2 protein-coding genes are annotated in these 2222 nt (G+C 52.7%); one reads left to right on the top strand and one right to left on the bottom strand.

The window, feature by feature from the left end:
• The first annotated feature begins 199 nt into the window (after positions 1-199).
• On the top strand, positions 200-1045 hold the full coding sequence (locus PSEMO_RS27415; protein ID WP_003464995.1) for an AraC family transcriptional regulator: 846 nt from the start codon (positions 200-202) through the stop codon (positions 1043-1045).
• 29 nt (positions 1046-1074) lie between these two features.
• Here PSEMO_RS27415 and PSEMO_RS27410 read toward each other — a convergent pair whose 3' ends face one another.
• A complete protein-coding gene (locus tag PSEMO_RS27410) occupies positions 1075-1593 on the bottom strand; it encodes a YkgB family protein (protein ID WP_003464991.1) in 519 nt (172 codons plus the stop codon).
• Positions 1594-2222: the final 629 nt, after the last annotated feature.

Genomic DNA, 2222 nt, shown 5'->3' with positions numbered 1-2222 from the left:
TCACCGCCAGCCCAGCTAGACCGCCTGATTGAGCGGCAGAGGCCTGGTCATCGCCCGACGGCCATGGCGGCTGGCTGCTTCGGGGGGCTTGCCTTGGGCAGGGCTGCAGCTTAGGTTGATGACATTGTGTTCGCTACAGGCACTGAACGACAACGCAGATGGTATGGTCTGTGCGTTCTGACTCGTCAAGGATCGGCCAATGGATCGTTTGTCTAATTTGCTCTCGCGGTTCGGCGTGCGGGCCAATCTGTTCTATGACGGCGACCTATGCGGCTCTGCATCTTACGATGGCGCCGAGCGGCGAGGTTATATCCATCTGCTTCAGGCCGGCAGCGTGACGTTGCTTGGTCCCGATCGCAAGGATTTGCAGCTCACTCGCCCTAGCTTGATTTTTATGCCACGCCCCGCCAAGCATCAATTGTTTGCGGGTGAGTCCGATGGCGCAAAGTTGTTGTGTGCTTCCATGGAGTTTGAGGGCGGAATTGATAATCCTTTGTCGGCTTCATTACCGGACTGTTTGGTGCTCGCACTCGATGATCTGCCCATGCTGGCAGACACGTTGGAGTGGATGTTTGCCGAGGCGGCAAATGTGCATTGTGGAAGGGAAGCCGCGCTTGAGCGCTTATTTGAGCTCCTAATCATTCTGTTGCTCCGTTACCTGCTCGATCATCACCAGTTGCGCACCGGAATGATGGCTGGACTGGCCGACATGCGGCTTGCCCGATCGCTTTTACAGATGCACAACTCCCCGGAACATGCCTGGTCAATAGCAGAGCTGGCCAGTGAGTCAAATATGTCACGCGCTGCGTATGCCGTGCATTTCAAGAGTGTCATCGGACAGACGCCTGCTGATTATTTGTTGAGTTGGCGAGTTAGCCTGGCTCAGAAGCTGATGCGAGAAGGGCGCTCGATTACGCTGATTGCAGCTCAAGTCGGCTACGAAAGTCCTTCGGCGCTGTCTCGCGCATTTAGACGCAAGACGGGGTTGAGCCCTCGTGACTGGTTGAAAGATCTGGCGGGGGAAAATGATGGCAAAAAGGCCTAAGGCATTACTGCCTTAAGCCATTGAAAAAATTATGCATTAATTTTACGTTTTTCCAGTTCAACCAGCGAATGGCCTGCCACAAATATCGAAACAGCAAGCAACCCTAAGTCTTTAAGCAGAAACTGACCTGGCGCAACGGAAATCGCCGGAAACCCTAAACTAGGCTCAATGACGCCCGGAGTGGAAAACATAAAGCTAAGGGTTGTGAAGAACAGGCCTGCAGACAGAGCGCCTCCTACCACGGATAGTTTGGGCGACAGCATGCGGCCTGCGATCAGAGTGCCGATCGAAATCTCTAGTATGCCGAGCAGGCTGGAGAACATGTCGACCGAAAAAATGCTATACACCCATCCCAAAAGCGGGCTGTTGCTCACCAGTGGAACCAGGCCCTCGGCCTCGTAGTGGGTAAATTTCATGCCGCCGAACCAGAAGTAAATAATAGCGAGAGCCAAGTACGCGCCATAGATACCTAGCCCCATAGTTTTGGTTCCAAGCGTTAAGTGGGCCTGTACGCTGGACTTCGAGTTTTCAATGCCTATGGTTTTCATGTCTGAGCTTCCAGTAGTGAGTGAGAGTGTGTTGGCTGCCGAACGCCGTATGCGTTGGCGATGAGATGATTATGGCTGGCATCTCTAATCAAGAGGCATCAGAAAGTATTGATTTCAGTGCAGATCGTCTTGGGCGGTGCAATTCGCGATGAAGGGATCGCCGTGGAGAGCGATGAGTGCACTATTTCGATAAAGGAGTCGTTTTACATAGGTCGATGAAGCGCGTTGCGGCATCGCCTACTGTCATTTCTCAAATCTGACTATGGGGCTTGGGGCGAAGGGCGGCACTGACTAGGCTTAGAACAGCTACCAACTAGCCGCGCGGCCGCGATGCACAAAGAATGGTAACTGAGCCGTGAGTGCGGTGGGCGCCCGCATTTATTTCCAAACCCTACAGATACATCGATCTTCGACTTCAACCGGGCAGATAGCTGTTGCAGCAAGCCTATCAATCGACTTTGACGTGTTAAAGAGGATAGGTTTTCCAGGGTTGGGGAACAGCCAATGTCATCAACTTTGGAAATTATCCATAAATATCATATAATTAGCGCTCAAATCAGTGCATGGGAGAAGCCCTTTTGACTACCTATACCGCATCGCTTGACACCGCCAGCCAAACCCTGGCTTGA

The organism is Pseudomonas putida, assembly GCF_001941965.1.
GTDB lineage: Bacteria > Pseudomonadota > Gammaproteobacteria > Pseudomonadales > Pseudomonadaceae > Aquipseudomonas > Aquipseudomonas putida_L.
This window is presented reverse-complemented; position numbering and strand designations above follow the sequence as displayed.

Excerpts from the sequence above, each read along its gene's own strand:
- PSEMO_RS27410 (WP_003464991.1), bottom strand. The coding sequence starts at position 1,593 with ATGAAAACCATAGGCATTGAAAACTCGAAGTCCAGCGTACAGGCCCAC.
- PSEMO_RS27415 (WP_003464995.1), top strand. The coding sequence starts at position 200 with ATGGATCGTTTGTCTAATTTGCTCTCGCGGTTCGGCGTGCGGGCCAAT.